This window comes from Paraflavisolibacter caeni, assembly GCF_025628885.1.
In the GTDB taxonomy this organism is placed as follows: domain Bacteria; phylum Bacteroidota; class Bacteroidia; order Chitinophagales; family Chitinophagaceae; genus Flavisolibacter; species Flavisolibacter caeni.
Genome location: NZ_JAOTIF010000007.1, coordinates 22,837 through 39,741, shown reverse-complemented (window position 1 = coordinate 39,741; position 16,905 = coordinate 22,837). Strand labels below are relative to the sequence as shown.

At 42.1% G+C, this 16,905-nt stretch carries 15 protein-coding genes; 9 read left to right on the top strand and 6 right to left on the bottom strand.

Going from position 1 to position 16,905, the window contains the following annotated elements; genetic code table 11:
• The first annotated feature begins 87 nt into the window (after nt 1–87).
• The 4 genes from OCK74_RS11245 (at nt 88) to OCK74_RS11230 (ending at nt 3,599) form a co-directional block, all read left to right on the top strand.
• On the top strand, nt 88–1,071 hold the full coding sequence (locus tag OCK74_RS11245) for an aldo/keto reductase (RefSeq protein WP_279297134.1): 984 nt from the start codon (nt 88–90) through the stop codon (nt 1,069–1,071).
• A gap of 108 nt (nt 1,072–1,179) precedes the next feature.
• Nucleotides 1,180–2,007, top strand: coding sequence for an SDR family oxidoreductase (locus OCK74_RS11240; RefSeq protein ID WP_279297133.1), 828 nt, complete (start codon nt 1,180–1,182; stop codon nt 2,005–2,007).
• Between the two features lie 3 nt (nt 2,008–2,010).
• On the top strand, nt 2,011–2,538 hold the full coding sequence (locus tag OCK74_RS11235) for an NAD(P)H-binding protein (RefSeq protein WP_279297132.1): 528 nt from the start codon (nt 2,011–2,013) through the stop codon (nt 2,536–2,538).
• Nucleotides 2,421–3,599 (top strand): glycerate kinase, encoded by a 1,179-nt coding sequence (locus OCK74_RS11230; RefSeq protein ID WP_279297256.1) that lies wholly within the window; start codon nt 2,421–2,423, stop codon nt 3,597–3,599. Before OCK74_RS11235 ends, OCK74_RS11230 begins: the two co-directional genes overlap by 118 nt.
• A gap of 37 nt (nt 3,600–3,636) precedes the next feature.
• Here OCK74_RS11230 and OCK74_RS11225 read toward each other — a convergent pair whose 3' ends face one another.
• The gene (locus tag OCK74_RS11225) at nt 3,637–5,256 is read right to left on the bottom strand and encodes a Na+/H+ antiporter (RefSeq protein WP_279297131.1); all 1,620 of its coding nucleotides are present in this window, start codon (nt 5,254–5,256) and stop codon (nt 3,637–3,639) included.
• A 234-nt stretch (nt 5,257–5,490) separates the two neighbouring features.
• Here OCK74_RS11225 and OCK74_RS11220 point away from each other — a divergent pair, with 234 nt between their 5' ends.
• On the top strand, nt 5,491–6,141 hold the full coding sequence (locus OCK74_RS11220; protein WP_279297130.1) for a hypothetical protein: 651 nt from the start codon (nt 5,491–5,493) through the stop codon (nt 6,139–6,141).
• Complete coding sequence (locus tag OCK74_RS11215; RefSeq protein WP_279297129.1) at nt 6,138–6,800, top strand: NAD-dependent epimerase/dehydratase family protein; 663 nt, start codon at nt 6,138–6,140, stop codon at nt 6,798–6,800. Before OCK74_RS11220 ends, OCK74_RS11215 begins: the two co-directional genes overlap by 4 nt.
• 33 nt (nt 6,801–6,833) lie before the next feature.
• Here the strand turns inward: OCK74_RS11215 and OCK74_RS11210 are convergent, their stop codons facing one another.
• Nucleotides 6,834–7,322, bottom strand: a complete 489-nt coding sequence (locus OCK74_RS11210; RefSeq protein WP_279297128.1) for a hypothetical protein — start codon at nt 7,320–7,322, stop codon at nt 6,834–6,836.
• 252 nt (nt 7,323–7,574) lie between these two features.
• On the opposite strand from OCK74_RS11210, the gene OCK74_RS11205 reads away from it, so the two are divergent.
• Nucleotides 7,575–10,202, top strand: a complete 2,628-nt coding sequence (locus OCK74_RS11205; RefSeq protein WP_279297127.1) for an MGH1-like glycoside hydrolase domain-containing protein — start codon at nt 7,575–7,577, stop codon at nt 10,200–10,202.
• A gap of 29 nt (nt 10,203–10,231) precedes the next feature.
• Here OCK74_RS11205 and OCK74_RS11200 read toward each other — a convergent pair whose 3' ends face one another.
• The 3 genes from OCK74_RS11200 to OCK74_RS11190 form a co-directional block, all read right to left on the bottom strand.
• Nucleotides 10,232–10,684 carry a YybH family protein gene (locus tag OCK74_RS11200; RefSeq protein ID WP_279297126.1) on the bottom strand — a complete coding sequence of 151 codons (453 nt, stop codon included), beginning with the start codon at nt 10,682–10,684 and terminating at the stop codon, nt 10,232–10,234.
• Nucleotides 10,685–10,726: 42 nt separating this feature from the next.
• Entirely contained in the window at nt 10,727–13,522 is a 2,796-nt protein-coding gene (locus OCK74_RS11195; RefSeq protein WP_279297125.1) for a glycosyl hydrolase, read from the bottom strand.
• A 300-nt stretch (nt 13,523–13,822) separates the two neighbouring features.
• The gene (locus tag OCK74_RS11190; protein WP_279297124.1) at nt 13,823–14,221 is read right to left on the bottom strand and encodes an Hsp20/alpha crystallin family protein; all 399 of its coding nucleotides are present in this window, start codon (nt 14,219–14,221) and stop codon (nt 13,823–13,825) included.
• A gap of 211 nt (nt 14,222–14,432) precedes the next feature.
• On the opposite strand from OCK74_RS11190, the gene OCK74_RS11185 reads away from it, so the two are divergent.
• Together OCK74_RS11185 and OCK74_RS11180 are read left to right on the top strand one after the other, a co-directional pair.
• Entirely contained in the window at nt 14,433–14,675 is a 243-nt protein-coding gene (locus OCK74_RS11185; protein WP_279297123.1) for a hypothetical protein, read from the top strand.
• 171 nt (nt 14,676–14,846) lie between these two features.
• Nucleotides 14,847–15,998, top strand: a complete 1,152-nt coding sequence (locus OCK74_RS11180; RefSeq protein WP_279297122.1) for a glycoside hydrolase family 43 protein — start codon at nt 14,847–14,849, stop codon at nt 15,996–15,998.
• A 62-nt stretch (nt 15,999–16,060) separates the two neighbouring features.
• Here the strand turns inward: OCK74_RS11180 and OCK74_RS11175 are convergent, their stop codons facing one another.
• Entirely contained in the window at nt 16,061–16,714 is a 654-nt protein-coding gene (locus tag OCK74_RS11175) for an NAD(P)H-binding protein (RefSeq protein WP_279297121.1), read from the bottom strand.
• Nucleotides 16,715–16,905 lie beyond the last annotated feature (191 nt).

Here is a 16,905-nt window from a genome sequence, read left to right as displayed (position 1 = left end):
GCCTTGTTTCTTTTTCATTATTTCAGGTTTACAAACTGATCGAACTTTACTACCATATTTCAAAACAAAGAAATATTGGAGGCAAAAATGAAAAAAAGAAAATTGGGTAATGGCGGTCTTGAAGTCTCTGCTCTGGGACTTGGCTGCATGGGATTGAGTTTTGGTTATGGACCTGCAACAGAAAGGCAGGATGCCATAAAGCTAATCAGGACAGCATTTGAACGTGGCGTCACCTTCTTTGATACAGCAGAAGCATACGGTCCATTCGATAATGAAGAATTGCTGGGAAAAGCGCTGCAGCCGTTTCGTGACCAGGTAGTTATTGCGACTAAATTCGGTTTTAAAGAAGGCAAGACTGCACTCGGATTGGACAGCCGTCCGGTTAATATCAAAGCAGTGGCTGAAGCTGCGCTCAAACGTTTGAAAACTGATGTAATTGATCTATTTTATCAGCATCGGGTTGATCCCAATGTTCCCATAGAAGAAGTTGCAGGAACCATCAAAGACTTGATCAGGGAAGGTAAAGTGAAACATTGGGGTCTCTCTGAGGCAGGGGTGGAAACGGTTCGTCGTGCCCATGCCGTGCAGCCGGTAGCAGCACTTCAGAGTGAATACTCTTTATGGTGGAGGGAACCAGAGCAAGAAATCATACCAATATTAGAAGAACTGGGCATTGGCTTTGTGCCTTTCAGTCCTCTTGGGAAAGGTTTCCTCACAGGAAAGATCAACGAAAATACTCAGTTTGATAGCACCGACTTCCGCAATATAGTTCCCCGCTTTAGTGAAGAAAACAGGAAGGCAAATCAAGCCATGGTTCATTTATTGAACCAGATTGCTGCACAAAAGGGCGCAACAGCTGCGCAAATAGCATTGGCCTGGCTGCTGGCACAAAAGCCTTGGATTGTTCCGATTCCTGGTACTACTAAGCTTCATCGATTGGAAGAGAATCTTGGAGCTGCAGATATTGAATTAACACCTGATGATCTCAAGCAAATAGAAGAGGCCGCATCAAAGATCACTGTGCAGGGAGCGCGATATCCCGAACACTTGCAAAAAAGAGTGGGACGATAATAACACAACTCAAATAGATAAAAATCAATTAAACTACAGATATGGCTTCCCTGAAAAAGGAAATGTAACAATGAAGAAGACACATATCAAAACACTATAAAAAATACCATGACAAATGTGATTGTTGTAATTGGAGCCGGATCAATTGGTCAAGCGATTGCACGGCGAGTGAGCGCTGGTAAGCACGTCTTACTGGCTGATCTGCGCCAGGAAAATGCCGATGCCGCTGCGAAAACACTAAGGGATGCCGGTTTCAATGTAGCCACGGCGACCGTCGATGTGTCTTCACGTGCTTCTGTTCACGCTCTTGTTGAAACAGCAACGTCCCTCGGCGAAGTCTTAGGTGTCATCCATGCTGCTGGTGTTTCTCCTTCTCAAGCTTCACCGGAAACGATTCTTAAGGTCGACCTCTATGGAACTGCGCTAGTGCTGGAAGAATTTGGCAATGTCATCACGCGTGGGGGCGCTGGTGTAGTTATCGCTTCGCAGTCTGGCCACCGTCTGCCACCACTTTCATCCGAGCAAAACACGGCTCTTGCCACAACTCCGGTCGAAGAGCTACTTAACTTGCCAATGCTTCAACCCGACCAAGTAAAGGACTCGCTTCATGCTTATCAGCTTTCAAAACGTGGAAACTCGTTGCGTGTGATGGCCGAGGCTGTTCGTTGGGGCAAACGTGGTGCACGGGTCAATACAATCAGTCCAGGGATCATTATTACGCCGCTAGCTAATGATGAATTGAAAGGGCCACGCGGCGAGGGCTACCGGCGCATGATAGAAGTGTCTGCGGCAGGAAGAGCCGGTACTCCAGATGAAGTAGGAACTGTTGGCGCACTTCTTATGGGGCCCGACGGCGCATTTATTACCGGCAGCGATTTTCTTATGGATGGTGGCGTAACCGCCGCCTATTGGTTCGGCGAACTAGCTTCAAAGTAAAGGATGGCACTTCAATTCAAAGAAGCTATCAAAGGGCAAGATATAGTTTATGCAAATCTTGCTGGAGATCTTGAAGCAATGGCAAAAAATATTGTCAAGGCGATGCAGGAGGAGGGTGTTCAAAAATTGATTTTTATCAGCTCAATTGAGATTTATAAAGAGCCTGTGAGGCCTGTATTGAAACCTTACAGGAAAGCTGCAGACGTAGTGGAAGCCTCAGGCCTTGAATACACGATCTTAAGACCAACCTGGTTTACCAGTGTTGATGAAGTGGATTATGAAATAACCAGAAAAGGCGAACCGGTAACAATTTACAATACCTCGGTACGTTTTAAACCAGTAAAGCCTGTAAAAGCAATCAGTTTATTACGACGTTCTGGAAAACCTGTAAATTTTAAAATACAAACATGTACATACTCATCGCTCCTAATGCCTTCAAAAATAGTCTTACTGCTGAAGAAACAGCAACAGCCATTCAGGAAGGATTTTTACAAAGTAAGCTGGATTGTGAGTGTGAATGTTTTCCTATAGGTGATGGTGGGGATGGCACTGGCGAGCTGATCATTAAAAAATGTAATGGACAGCTTGTAGATGTAGCGGCTCATGATGCTTTAGGAAGGGAGATAAAGGCTCCTTTCGGTTTGATCGATAAAGGCAAAACTGCCGTGATTGAAATGGCGGATGCGTCTGGGATAAGGTTACTAAAACGGGAAGAATTAAGTCCACTGCTTGCTACTTCCTTTGGAACGGGTGAACAAATCAAAGCTGCGCTGGACAGAGGCGTGCAAAAAATTATAGTAGGAATGGGTGGGTCGGCAACCGTTGATGGGGGGTGTGGTATTTTGAAAGCATTGGGTATCCGGTTTCTAAATGCTGACAAGGAGGAATTAACCAATTTGCCGGAAAGTTTAACAGAGTTGGATACTGTTGATATTTCAGGTGTTGACAAAAGGATTTCAACTTGTGAAATCATTGTATTGTGCGATGTCGATAATTTGTTATTGGGCGATGAAGGGGCAGCAGCCATGTTTGGTCCTCAAAAAGGAGCATCCGCTGATGATGTAAAAAAACTAGATGCAGCTCTGAGCAGGCTTGCACAAGTAGTCTTACAACAAACTGGTAAAGACATGGCCCATGTAAAGTATGGGGGTACTGCCGGTGGAGCAGCAGCGGGACTATACGCATTTCTAAATGCCCATCTTGTAAATGGAATAAATTATTTCCTTGAATTGACGGGCTTTGATACTGCATTAAAAAAAGCAGATCTTGTCATTACAGGCGAAGGCAGTTTCGATGAACAGACCTTGCAGGGAAAGGGACCATTTGGTGTTGCATACAGGGCTAAGCTACAAGGATTGCCTGTAATAGGGTTAGCCGGGAATGTACCAATAGAACCGAATAAAAACTTGCAAAAGTACTTTGATGTTTTATTACCTATTGGTAATCAACCTTGCAATCTTGCCACTGCATTAGCTTCTACGTCAAACAATTTAAAGCGAACAGCAGTTGAATTGGGAAATTTATTAACAATTGCCAAAGCACCGCATAAAAATGTGAATTTGAACCGCAAGCTTTCAAATAATGCATTTTGATGTAGTTTCTATTTAAAGTTATTTGTAAGGCTTTTTTTTAATTTGGATCCACTTCGTGTGCTAATTTTTCACGGAGCTTGAATTCTTCAAGATCAATTAGCGAAAGGTATTTTCGAATCAATTCCTCATCAAATTCAGCGCGGTGATTCATTTCTTTGAGCAATCTCCTTTGCTGATCTAACAGTTCTAAATAAACGCGCTGATAACTTGTCAGAGGATTTTCTGTTGTGTAGTTGAGCGCTTCAATATTTTGTTGGAAAAAATTCAAGTCAATTTGCATCCTTGCGAACAAATTATTCAGGTGTTCGTTGTGCATGCGCTCCTGGCTATATTTCTCTTCCAGTAATTGAAGCGAGGTCAACGCAATTTTTTTCTGGATGATCAATTCCTGCTTTTGTCCTGGAATAGGCGTATGATTATCCTTCAGCTTTACTTTTCGAATCAACCAGGGAAGTGTAAGACCTTGAAAAACCAAAGTTATCAGGATCACTATAAATGTAATGAAGAGAATCAGGTTTCGATAAGGAAAAGGCTGTCCTCCCTGGATGACCAGGGGAATAGAAAGAGCAGCTGCCAGGGATACCACACCACGCATACCTGCCCAACCGGCAATCAGTGGCCCCCTCCATCCAGGATTAGGATCTGCAACAGTAATAACATGACTCATCAACCTTGTGAAAATGGATGCTCCAAGAGCACACAGCAGCCGGGTAAGGATAAGAGCAAATGAGATAACCAATCCATACCAGATTGCTCTTTCCAGGCTGATATCACCAAGTTGCTGTATAATGGACGGCAACTGAAGACCAATAAGCATAAAAACCAACCCATTGAGCACAAAGACCATATTTGACCATACATTGACACCCTCAATCCGGCTCTGATAAGTAAGCATGCTCTGACGCCTGCTTGATAAAAGTAGACCGCCACTGACTACAGCTAACACACCCGAAAAATGAAAGTGTTCTGCAGCGAAATACATGCAGTAAGGAGTAACCAGGGTTAAAACGATGTCTATACTGGGCGTTGTTGGCAACCAGCGATGAATGCAGTAAAAAATGGCTCCCACCAATAGACCGATCATTGTTCCCAAAACAATGACCAGAATAAAGCTGGTGGCTGCCTGTTGAAAATAAAACTGCCCGGTGACCACCGCTGCTAATGCAAAACGAAACACGATCAGGGAGGAAGCATCATTAAGCAGGCTTTCTCCTTCAATAATGCTAACCAGTGATTTGGGCACTTTTACTTGCCGCATGATCGTTGTTGCAGAAACTGCATCGGGCGGTGATATAATGCCTCCCAATAGAAAACCAAGGGCCAAAGTGAAGCCTGGAATGAGCGCGTTGGATATCAGTGCAATGACACAAGATGTAATGATAACAATGGGAAAAGCAAAACTGGTGATCACCCTTCTCCATTTCCAAAATTCTTTCCATGATACTTGCCAGGCAGCTTCGTATAGAAGGGGTGGTAGAAAAATAAAGAAGACCAATTCCGGATCAATGGTGATCGCAGAAAACTGGGCCATAAAACTAAGCATCAACCCGCCCAATACAAGCACAATCGGGTAAGCAATCCGAAGTCTGTTGGCAATCATGACCAGCGCCAGGATAATTAAGATGAGATAAACATATTGAGTTAAAAAACTTTGCATAAAAAACTCGCTTCATTACATACAAATGCATATAAATTATGCTACCAAAAACATCCATCTGAAGCTTAAAATTATGTTAGTTGTATGAATAATAATTGAATTGAAAAATTCTGAAACGTTATAGGAGGCAATTATTTTTTCAAACCAGTTATTTCAGATAGCAAACAAACGAGCACAGCGGCAATATGTATTGAGAAAATCAAAAACTGGAGTACCTTTAATTAACGACATGGCATGAAAAAGGTATTGATCTTCCTTTGCTCAATTCTAATTGCACTAAACTTGCAGGCCCAAACCACCACCTCTCCTATTGGAGCATATTATTTGCGAGGCGAGATGGAAATGGCAGGTGGGTTTAAGTTGGACAGCAATGGCCGCTTTCAGTTCTTTTTCTCCTATGGAGCCTTGGACCGGCAGGCAAGTGGCATTTGGCAACAGATGGGAGATCACTTGGTATTGGACAGCGAGCCAAAAGGAGTTAAGGACTTTTTGCTCACCCAATCAAAAATGGACCCAGGAAAACAGCTAACCCTGCTTATCACCAATGCATCACCGCAGATTTTGCCTTATGTCATAGCCATAGTTCATTCCAAAGGAAAACAGTTCCACTCAACCGCAAATGAAAAGGGGCAGATGGTTCTTCCAATCGAACAAGCAGATAGTATAGTGTTGCAGTTTCAGTGGTGTCCGGAAAAAGCATCTCGATTTGATGTTGCCAATCTAGGGCACAACCATTTTTCCTTTCGCATGCTGCCTTCTGTTACAGACGTCATTTTTGACCGCTTTCCATTAACCATAACACCGCAGGAAATTTACGGCCCTTTGCCTTTTTCCGGAACTCATATCTGTCATTTTCAACGTACCACAAACAATATTGATCAATGAGCTATAAAGTAATTATCACCGGGACAACAGGAATGGTAGGAGAAGGAGTTTTGATGGAATGTCTTGATCACCCCCAGATTTCAGAAGTGTTAAGTGTCAGCAGAAGACCAAACGGAAGGTCTCATCCAAAGTTAAAAGAATACATAGTACCCAATTTTCTCAACCTTCAAGAAAATGATGAAAACCTGCAAGGCTACGATGCCTGCTTTTATTGTGCAGGAGTTAGTAGTATAGGAATGAATGAAACTGATTACAGCCGTATCACTTACGATACAACCATTCATTTTGCAAAAGTACTGGCACATCAAAATCAGGGAATGACATTTATTTACGTAAGTGGAGGTGGCACAGATAGCAGTGAAAAAGGCCGGTTGATGTGGGCCCGTGTAAAGGGAAAAACCGAAAATGCATTGACAAAATTACCTTTTAAAAAAGTGCATAATTTTCGTCCTGGTTTTATGAAAGCTAGTCCGGGTCAAAAGTATACTTTGAAATTATACAATTATTTAGGCTGGTTGTACCCGTTCTTAAAAGTAGTTTTCCCCAACGGTACCAGCACATTGAGACAAGTAGGTCAGGCCATGATCAAATGCCTGACCATAGGTAGTAACAAGCAAATACTTGAAGTAAGAGATATTAACGAACTGAGCTACAAATAAGCAAATGCAGCTTCCCTGTATTTATTGAAAAAACTATTGCTTAAGAACAACCAGGTAGACGTTAAAGGGTTGCTCCGGTTCATAATTGCTATAATCGATCGATACAGTTAGCTGTTCCCCTATTAGAAAATAACCTTCCTGCAATGTTTTATTATTATTGTTTCTATAGGGCACTTCTTCATAACCTTTGCCCAATATGGATAATAACTTTTTTTTCCAATTCTCAACCAGGCTTTTAGCCTGTTTTTCATCAATACCCGAAGCAATTGTAGCCATATAGGAGATACCATCACTGTAGCTGTTGATTTTATTCTCTGTTGTTCCCTGCAGGTTTACTTTGGAAGCATAAACCACATCAGAGCCAACCTGCTCTACCTTTTCTTTTCGGAAACTTTTAAAGCCAGAAGAAGCTTCTGTCAGAATCTTCTTTAATTGACCAGCAAACGGCCCGACAGCAGTGCCTTGGGTGATGGCAAAGAAAGGAAGAATAAGCAATAAAATTGCTGTAGAAAAAGGTTTCATATGGGTAAGGTTTACACTAAAATAATACTGATTTTTTTATAAAGCAATACCTTATATCATACTTCACCGAGAATAATGAAACCAGCAATAAAATAACCAACTTAATCAGGACAATAATTTATAATTTGAATAATAATTATTCCTTAACTTAATAACGATTAGACGCACCATTAAAAAGAATAAAATAACAAACCATATCGACACACTTTACCAAATTAATATAAAATAGTTTATATTATAAAAAAACAAATAATGAGCGAAATAGAAAAAGAGAGGCTATCAAATTCACATAACAATAAAAATTGGAAAAAGTGGGGGCCATATCTATCTGACAGGCAATGGGGTACTGTCAGGGAAGATTATAGCCCTGAAGGAAACGCCTGGAATTATATTAATCATGATCTTGCAAGAAGTTATGCTTATCGTTGGGGTGAAGATGGAATAGCCGGATTTTGCGATACTGATCAGGTATTATGCCTTGCCCCTGCTTTTTGGAACGGGAAAGATACTATCTTAAAAGAAAGGCTCTTTGGTTTAACCAACGGAGAAGGCAATCATGGAGAAGACGTTAAAGAACTTTATTTTCACCTGGATTCCTCCCCTACACATTCTTATTGCAAATTCCTTTATAAATATCCTCAGGCAGCATTTCCCTATCTGGAATTGCTGCATAAAAACAAGCAAAGCCGTTTTAACTCCGAGTATGAAATACTGGATACAAATGCATTTAAGGATAACCGTTATTTCGATTGCTACATTGAATATGCAAAAGGAGACATCAACGACATCCTGTTGAAAATCGTGGTGTTTAATCGCGGCCCTGAACCAGCTACCATACATGTACTTCCTCATCTTTGGTTCCGTAATTTCTGGAAACACAATTCCCGGTTTTCCAAACCAGAGATAATATCCTTGTCAGCCCATAGCCTACAAACCAGTTCCAGTCGCAATGGCAACTTTTATTTCTATCATGAGCATGGGGAGCAATTGTTCTGCGATAATGAAACGAATAGTCAAAGGATTTATAATAGACCCAACGATAGTCTTTTTGTAAAAGATGGGATCAACAACTACATCGTCAACAAAGCAAAAACCGTTAACCCCAATAAAGTTGGAACAAAAGCCGCTGTCTGGCTCAAAGAGAATATAGCTCCGGGCGCATCGAAAACATTCAGGGTTAGACTAAGCAAAACAGAACAGGATGCTCCCTGGGCAGAATTTGATGAAATATTTGCAAAACGCAAAACAGAAACAGATCAATATTATACAAACCTGACACCAGGTAAAATAGCCCTTAACCATCGCTTATTATTGCGCAGTTCTGTGAGTGGGCTGCTGTGGACGAAACAATTCTATTACCTGGATGTATTTAAATGGCTCTTTGGTGAACCCCATGAGACGCCTCCCTTTCGAATTCAAAAAAGGAATTACGACTGGCAACACCTTACTGCCCGGAATATCATTTCAATGCCAGATAAATGGGAGTATCCCTGGTTTGCAGCCTGGGATCTGGCCTTTCATGCCGCAGCTTTTATTCATGTTGATGCTCACTTTGCAAAGCAACAACTGTTGCTGGTACTACGTGAATACTATATGCACCCAAACGGACAAATACCTGCCTATGAATGGAACTTCAGCGATGTGAACCCGCCGGTGCATGCATGGAGTGTATGGTATGTTTATGAAGTAGATAAGAAAAGAACTGGGATTTCTGACTGGGACTTCCTGGAGCGGGCCTTCCAGAAGTTGTTGATGAATTTCACATGGTGGGTCAATCAAAAGGATGCAAATGGTACAGATATCTTTGAGGGCGGCTTTCTTGGGTTAGATAATATTGGCGTATTTGATAGAAATCAAATGCCTCCAGGCATCAAGAAATTGCAACAAGCCGATGCAACAAGCTGGATGGCTATGTATGCCATTAATATGTTGCGCATATCTCTGGAACTTGCGCAACATAACAAGGCTTTCGAAGAATCAGCAGCCAAGTTCTTCAGGCATTTTTTAAACATAGGATGGGCCATGCATCATATGGGAAAAAAGGACATTTCTTTGTGGGATGAACAAGATGCATTTTACTATGATGCCATTCAGTTCGAAAGTGGACACGTCCAGCGTTTAAAAGTCCGCTCTCTGGTAGGTATCATTCCCTTATTGGCTGTTGAAATAATGCATAGCAGCGTATTTGAAAACCTTCGGGAATTTAATACCAGGTTACAAGTCATCAGGCTTACCAGGCCCGACTTAACCCGCATAATATCAGATATTGAAACCAGGAACAAGGATGGGAATTATTTATTTGCTATCATGATTGGTGATCGGCTGGAACTACTATTAGACAGACTTTTAGACGAAGCGGAGTTTCTATCAGAATACGGAATCCGATCCCTTTCAAAATGCCACCAGGATAAACCTTATATGTTTGAGTACCAGGGCAGTTATTACGGCATTCAGTATGAACCAGGAGAAAGTTCTACCGCCATGTTTGGGGGTAATTCCAACTGGCGCGGACCAATCTGGTTACCTTTGAATTATCTGATTATTCATGCCCTTCGCAAATATTATGAATATTACGGCGATAGTTACACGCATGAATTTCCTGCCGGGTCGGGAAAGAAGCTAACGCTCAAACAAATTGCTAATCAGCTTACTAAAAGACTTTTGAAGATTTTTGAAAGGAATGATTCAGGAAAATTCCAGTACCATCCAAGCCATGAACCTTGTTGGTCTAAGGATCACTTTAAAGAACATCATTTATTCTACGAATTTTTTCACGGCGATACCGGCCAGGGTTTGGGGGCATCTCACCAAACCGGTTGGACGGCATTAATAGCCAATTTGTTATTAGAAATGGATATTGACGATCTCTCCATTTTGTGAGCCATAATAGCGCGTGGTCCTTACAATAGTTAATCCCAAACATATTTCCAATTACCATCACTCATTTTTTTCCAGACCGTATGAAATACGCCTTCATAAACACCAGTCTTTCCATTTTCATCTATGATACGCCACTTATACTTTCCATAAGTATAAGCCATACTACCATCATCCGACACATCAACATAATCCGGACTCCATTCCGCAATCGCATCTTTATATACAGGATTGGAATAAAATTTTTTAATCGCAAGGTTCCCCATAATAAGTGAGTCATTCCCCCTTTTTATGACCGCATTTTCGGCAGCATAATGATAGAAAGCATATTCTGCTCCATAAGCTTTCAAATCATCCTGGAACTTTTTTTCAACATCCCTTATTTCATTAATGACTTTTTCCTTTTCGACCTTGGTTATTGATTGCGAAAATGAATCGAAATGTAAAACAGTTAATAGTGTAAAGAAAACAATAGCCTTTTTCATAATTGTTTTAAATTACATGTTAAGAACTTAACGATCGTACATCTAATTTACTGGTATTATTCTTACCGGGCCTAACAGGCCGGATGGCATAGGCTCCCAGTTTGAAGCATCAAAAGGCTTGTAATGATTGTTCACGAAATTGATCTCGTGATACTTGCGCCATTGTATTCCTTTACGGTCCATGTCACGTACCCGGTTGGCCATTAGGTTAGCCACTTCAATCTTCAAAGTATTTTTACCTGGCTTCAGGTATATACCAACCCTGGATTGGAAGGGTACACTCCAGAAAATACCGGCGTCCATTCCGTTTATCCAGACGTGTGCGCTTTCACAAACCTGGCCTAAATCGAGCAGGTATTCCTTCGCATTCTTTGCAGGCAGATTGAAAGTAATTGTGTACTCACCGCTGCCTGAAAAAGCAGTAATGCTGGTATCGGTAAGGCTAGTCCAGGAAACCAGGCTTTTCATTTCCTGGTCCGAAGGAAGTTTAGGCCCTCCTTGCGTAAAATGAAGCTTCCATGTTCCGTTAATGATAAGCGGATTACCTGGCTGATCAAGGTATTTCCAGGCACTCACCTGCGGTGCAGCCTTTGTAAAACTGCGCAAGAAGAGGGCTTCCCCCGGCTGTAATTGAACCCGCACTTTTGTTGTGCCGTTGGCATCGGACGCCTCGGCTTTTCCATATACACCTGTCAAAGGATCCATGATCACTACAGAGGAAGCAACCGTATTCAAAGGAATGCTGGTATTAATGACTTTGGCTGTATGATTAACCAGGTAGTAGTATTTTCCATCAGGCAAATTGCGGCGGATGAACTGCAGCCCCGTTTCTGTCAACTTTTCTCGTTGAATACCTGCCATTTCCAGCGCCTGTTGCACATCATCAGCCAGGTAGACCTGCCCTTTACCCAACTTCACCTTTTTCACACTGTTTCCGGCATCACCGAAAGCCATGCGTGACAAGATGTTCTTCAATTGAGTTTTACGGGCATCCGCATCTTTAAATCCTGGTACATCTTCGGGCAATTGCTCAAAAACAACAGTTGCGCCGTTTTCGGCTAACTGCAGTATCTTTTGCAGGGTAGCAACAGGCATCATCTTACAGGCAGGGACCACCAATGCTTTATATACATTTCCTGAAGGCCCCATTTGCAATGTGCCATTCCGGCTTCCGATCCTGGATAACATTTGATCAGAAGCAAAGTCTTGTAAATAACCTGCATCCTGCATGCGAGTAGCCAGACTATAAAAGGTGGTAGGTGTCAGCCAGCTTCTGGTATTGTGAAAACTGAGTTGCATCTCCAGCCCTTTAGCCTTATTCCAATTATCATAAACAGGCCAATACAGCAACAATTCATTATCTGGTGTACCAGACTGCAACACCGATTGGCAACGGGTAATATACCCATTCAGTCCGCTCAAGTGTGGCCAGAAGCTATTAGAAGGCACGAAATTGACCGCAGCATAAAACAACCAACCAGGGAAGGGTACCTCTTTTGGCGAATAGGTAGTACCATGATAAAAGGTATGGTTCACGCCGGAAAGAAACAACCTTTCAACTTCGGGCTTGCATTGAGAAAGGGATGTTTTGAAATGATCGGTCAGCCAGACAAAGGTTTCCGAAGATACCAGCGGCTTTCCATATACATGCGCAGCGGAAGAAGCGAACTTGAAGATCATGGAATTATGCTCCGGGTCAACCACATCATTGCTGTCTTTTCTCAGGCCGGGAATAGAAAAATCTGTGGGCCCGAAATGTGTTTCGCATTCGGGTATATCAACAGCACCATAAAGATCCAGCAGATTACCCGGCGAGCCATGCGCCTGATTCTTGGTCAATTTCTGATAACCATGCGCCCAGGACGTCCAATTACGGGTAAAGTTTTCCAGCAGCATTTCCCCCATGGTTTCCCTGTAATCAGATTTGATCCTGGCCACTTCATCAGATGAAGAATCGGAACTGGCCAATTGCCGTAAATAAAGACGCAAATCGTAGCCTCGGTTGTGTTGAAATAAATCAAAGAAATCGGGTGACCAACTGGCATCGTAAACTTCATAGCTGTCGTTAAAAAAAGCACGGAAGCCGGCCACTTTCGGAGTAAAAGCCTGATCAAACCTATTCAGGTAAACATTTACTGACTTTTTGGACAAGTGATCCACGACCAGTCCTTCACCGCCAGGAGCAGCCCTTTTTACACGCTGCAATGTCTTTCCGCAAAAAGCAGCATACACCTCCCAATTTCCAGAAGATGGCATCCATTGAAGTCGTCCATCCTTGTCCACTTGATCAAACAGTGACACCACTTCTCCTTTGTCGCCATAAGCAGTAACGGCTTGCAGCATAGCGCCCGCCAGGCGCTGTTTCTCATCCTTCATAATCAGAGACTCGGTAAGCCTGCTTCCGGCAGACATGCGATAGGTCTGAATGACTAATTTGGAAGCAGCATCATCGGATTTTATCTGTGGACCTCCAAATGGCCAACCAGTACCGGTATTTAGATCCACACCCATACCCAATGAAGTTGCTTTCTGAACAGTAAAATTCAGCATGTTCATCCACTTGGGTGAAAGGAAATCGATATAACGGTTTTCATAACCAATAGCCCCATAAATAGGTGTTACTTCCACTCCGCCAAACCCTGCCTTCTTGTAGGTAGTCAGTAAGTAGCCAAGATTTTCCTCGTCCACAGCACTACCCATCCACCACCAGCGGGTCCAGGGTTGCATTTCTTTTTTAACCTGAGGCCAGGCTACTGCGGAACGTTGTTGCTGTGCAATTGAAAGAGAACTATTAATGGAGAGAAGAGTGGCCAATATAAACTGAACGGTAATTTTCATCGATACTGAATTTGATTGCATGAAACTATTATTTTACTTGAGGACGCTAATTTGGGTACCAGGTTTTCTATGATCCTACCGGGCACGATCATGAGGTTAAATTTCTTTGCAGGAAATGCAAATACGCATGCACAAACAAGAATAAAGAAGAGGAGAGCAGTAAACTTCTTCATATAGCGACTCATTAGTGATTTTTGTAAAAGTACCCTCCTGCTAATGACGAACTGTCCTGCACCATCCCAGTCCTAAAAAAGCAGGGGCAACTACTGTCGCCCCTGCTAGATTGATCAGCTCATCAACTTAACTGATCGCTACTTCCTTTCGAGTCAGCTCCTTGCCTTCAATAAGTGGTAAGCTAACATGCAGAACACCATCCTCATACTTGGCCGTAATCCCATTGGCATCAATCGTTTCATTTAAATTAAACACCCGTACAAAGCCACCTCGGCTGTATTCCCTCAATACCCAATCTGGCCTGGGAAAACCTTCCGGTGGTGTGTAAGAAATCTTCAATTCCCTGCCTTCAACATCAATTTTAAAGTGTTCTTTAATGCGTCCTGGGGCAAATACCAGCATTTCATAGCTGGTGTCGGTTTTGTAAACATTAACCGCTGCCCTTTGCATGGATCGGTTAAGCAGTAGGCGCTTGCTGCTTCCGTAATGTTCGCCTTTTGCGGCGCATGACTGATTGTAGTTCATGTTTTCCATTTTAAATGAAAGGATATAATATAAGACGAACAATCAAGCCAAAAACTTTATAGTTACTCCAAGTTGGGCCCTTTTTTATATCTGAAATCTAAACAATGACCTGACTTTTCTTATCAAACGATCTATCCAAAATCATTTTTTATTTCTGTCCAAATGATGCAAATCATTCATTGAGGCACCTCCTTTTTTTAATTTTAGAATAATGCTACTTTCTAAAGGAAAAATATTGCTTCAGGTACATTTTACAGACACAGGGGCGCACATTACCCCTGTGTTTGGTGAGTTTGACAATAAAGAGCTGTTAGCTGCTTTCGCCCGCAATGAAGAGTTATTGACGCAATTGTTTTTCATTTTCAATACAAAAAGTGATGCACTGGAACATTTAGCAGAATATTTTAAGCAAAGAGGATGGCAAGTGACTGATCCCCCACAACACGATTGCTGATTTGACTAGGCTGGAATATCGAGAGTGATATTCTTATTGATCTGGATGTTATGAGCACCTTCTCATGCCTGAGATTTGATTTTTTACTGAATTCCCCTTTACATTTGAAAACAATACCGTTTTCAAGGCACAAAAAATTGATATTGATTCATAAGCATAACTCATTTCCCAATGATCAGATTCTTCTTTCTTTTGCTCCTTTTGAACATCTATACACTTTCAACTTTATCAGCACAAACTGCCCAAAAGAATGCTGCTGCTAATAGAACATACACGAATCCGTTACCAGTTAAGTTGGGCGATCCTTATGTATTGTTTACGAAGGGTAAGTATTATATGTATGGAACGGGAGGCCATGCAAAAAAGGGCTTTGCAGCCTATTCTTCCAGCGATCTTGTTAATTGGAAGGATGAAGGACAAGTTTACTTTCACGACAATAAAAATGGCTGGAGTGATCCGGAGGCAGCCTGGGAAGGAGCTTATTGGGCGCCGGAAGTTTATGAAGTGAAAGGAAAATTTTACCTGTTTTACAGTGCGCAATGGAAAGAAAATCCTACCAAGGAAGCTGAAAACTTTCGTATAGGCGTTGCCGTTGCAGATAAACCCACCGGACCATTTATTGATCTGACGAATCAACCCATTTTTGATCCAGGATATCCCATTATAGATGCTAACGTCCTGTTTGACAAAGACGGAAACGTGTACTTGTATTATTCTCGCTGCTGTTATAAACATTCCGTCGAAAGTGAAGTGGCCACTTGGGCAAAAAATAAGGGATGGTTTCAAGAAATTGAAGAGAGCTGGGTGTACGGAGTAGAACTAAAACCCGACTTTAGTGGTGTTATTGGTGATCCCGTACTCTTATTACGTCCGCCGGTTAATATGAAGGATGAACAGGCAGAATGGGAAAGCCGTTCTGTTACCACCAAAGAAGTCAACCGCCGTTGGACTGAAGGCAGTGTTGCTTTTCGCAAAGGTGATACCTATTACATGATGTATTCCGCCAATTACTTCGGTGGGCAACATTATGCAGTAGGCTATGCCACTGCTTCTAAGCCTCTGGGCCCCTATACAAAAGCGTCAAACAACCCGGTATTGCAAAAAAACACAGCCCGGGGAGGCAACGTGACCGGTACAGGTCATAACAGTATTACGTATTCACCCGATGGAAAAGAGATGTTTTGTGTATACCATGGCAGAACAAAAGTAACCGGAGATGAACGTGTAGTGTTTATCGACCGCATGCAGGTAAAAAATGGCAAGATTACCGTCTTTGGCCCTACAACCACGCCGCAAAAACTTCCAGTCAAAAATAAAAACTGACTTCAAGCAGTAAGAAAGCGGCTTGAGATAAAAACAATATTACATTCCGAGAACTTTAGGTTTTAAAGATGCTTCATTTCTTCATAGAGGTAAATATTGAATCCGGGCCTCTCCTGTTTGCAAGTTGCTATCATTGCCTTTGCCACAGCCTCTGCTTGAATAGGTTTATATTTAGACGGGATTAAAAAGGAAAGAAGCTTCATCAGGATCTGCCCTACTCTTTCGCCAAGCCGGAATTCTTGTCGCTTGCCTAATAACATGGAGGGACGGAAAATGGAAATAGACGGAATATTAATTTGACGCACAGCATCTTCAACTTCCCCTTTCAATTTCAGGTAAAAATTCTTGCTCCCGCTATTGGCGCCAACAGAAGAAACCAATAAAAACTGATCAACACCGGTTTCAGCACAAAGCCTGGCTGCCGTTACAGGAATATCAAAGTCTACCTTACGGTAAGCGTCCTGATCGCCTCCTACCTTCTTTTGGGTGGTGCCTACAGCACAAAACACAACATCACTGCCAGCTATGGCTTGCTTGAATGCTTCATGATTGGCAAAGTCGATCACAGAAACTTGCACCTTCGGGTTATTGATGGTGAATGGTCTCCGTACAATCACCTTTACCAAACTAAAGTCTCGATCCCTTAAAAGTTGCTCCAGTATTAGGGATCCGATCAATCCTGTCGCTCCTATAATGGCTGCAGTTTTATTTTCCATAACAAATGCCTTGATAAAAATTTTATTACATGTTGGTTTACTTACTAACAACCACCTGTCTGCTATAATACCGAATCATATCTCATCTCCAAAATTATGAAACGATATTAAATGACTTCACTTTCCTGTTACCACGCCGCTATCCTGGTGAAGAAATAAAGATACTGTCTGATTATTTGTATATTTAATAT

What these genes read in the sequence shown, in the direction of transcription:
- OCK74_RS11245 (WP_279297134.1), top strand. Translation starts at nt 88, where the DNA reads ATGAAAAAAAGAAAATTGGGTAATGGCGGTCTTGAAGTCTCTGCTCTG.
- OCK74_RS11240 (WP_279297133.1), top strand. Translation starts at nt 1,180, where the DNA reads ATGACAAATGTGATTGTTGTAATTGGAGCCGGATCAATTGGTCAAGCG.
- OCK74_RS11235 (WP_279297132.1), top strand. Translation starts at nt 2,011, where the DNA reads ATGGCACTTCAATTCAAAGAAGCTATCAAAGGGCAAGATATAGTTTAT.
- OCK74_RS11225 (WP_279297131.1), bottom strand. Translation starts at nt 5,256, where the DNA reads ATGCAAAGTTTTTTAACTCAATATGTTTATCTCATCTTAATTATCCTG.
- OCK74_RS11220 (WP_279297130.1), top strand. Translation starts at nt 5,491, where the DNA reads ATGAAAAAGGTATTGATCTTCCTTTGCTCAATTCTAATTGCACTAAAC.
- OCK74_RS11215 (WP_279297129.1), top strand. Translation starts at nt 6,138, where the DNA reads ATGAGCTATAAAGTAATTATCACCGGGACAACAGGAATGGTAGGAGAA.
- OCK74_RS11210 (WP_279297128.1), bottom strand. Translation starts at nt 7,322, where the DNA reads ATGAAACCTTTTTCTACAGCAATTTTATTGCTTATTCTTCCTTTCTTT.
- OCK74_RS11205 (WP_279297127.1), top strand. Translation starts at nt 7,575, where the DNA reads ATGAGCGAAATAGAAAAAGAGAGGCTATCAAATTCACATAACAATAAA.
- OCK74_RS11200 (WP_279297126.1), bottom strand. Translation starts at nt 10,684, where the DNA reads ATGAAAAAGGCTATTGTTTTCTTTACACTATTAACTGTTTTACATTTC.
- OCK74_RS11195 (WP_279297125.1), bottom strand. Translation starts at nt 13,522, where the DNA reads ATGAAAATTACCGTTCAGTTTATATTGGCCACTCTTCTCTCCATTAAT.
- OCK74_RS11190 (WP_279297124.1), bottom strand. Translation starts at nt 14,221, where the DNA reads ATGAACTACAATCAGTCATGCGCCGCAAAAGGCGAACATTACGGAAGC.
- OCK74_RS11185 (WP_279297123.1), top strand. Translation starts at nt 14,433, where the DNA reads ATGCTACTTTCTAAAGGAAAAATATTGCTTCAGGTACATTTTACAGAC.
- OCK74_RS11180 (WP_279297122.1), top strand. Translation starts at nt 14,847, where the DNA reads ATGATCAGATTCTTCTTTCTTTTGCTCCTTTTGAACATCTATACACTT.
- OCK74_RS11175 (WP_279297121.1), bottom strand. Translation starts at nt 16,714, where the DNA reads ATGGAAAATAAAACTGCAGCCATTATAGGAGCGACAGGATTGATCGGA.